Source organism: Kitasatospora phosalacinea, assembly GCF_030268885.1.
GTDB lineage: Bacteria > Actinomycetota > Actinomycetes > Streptomycetales > Streptomycetaceae > Kitasatospora > Kitasatospora phosalacinea_C.
On the sequence record NZ_BSSA01000121.1, the window covers coordinates 1 to 387 of the forward strand.

Below are 387 nucleotides of genomic sequence, written 5' to 3' on the forward strand. Positions count from 1 at the left end.
CCGAACGTCAAGGTGAAGTTCGAGGCCATGAAGGACTACGAGGGCGAAGTCAAGATCCGCATGAACACCGAGAACTACGGTGACGTGCTGCCGATCCCCTCCGACCTGTCCATCGCCCAGCTGCCCAACTTCTTCTCCTCGCTGGGCAGTGCGGACGAGCTGTCGAAGACCTACCAGTGGACCGACTACGGCACCGTCGGCGGGAAGGTCTACGGCATCGCCAACTTCGGCACCGTGACCGGCTTCGTCTACAACAAGAAGGTGTGGGCGGACGCGGGGGTGACGGCCTGGCCGAAGACCCCCGAGGAGTTCCTCGCCGACCTGAAGGCCGTCAAGGCCAAGGGCCAGGCCGTCCCCTACTACACCAACTACCACGACGGCTGGCCG

The 387-nt window shown here is 63.8% G+C and carries 1 protein-coding gene; it reads left to right on the forward strand.

Annotated elements, in window-relative coordinates:
- A partial coding sequence (locus QSK52_RS39205; RefSeq protein ID WP_285741055.1) for an extracellular solute-binding protein occupies nt 1–387 on the forward strand: 387 nt, incomplete at both ends.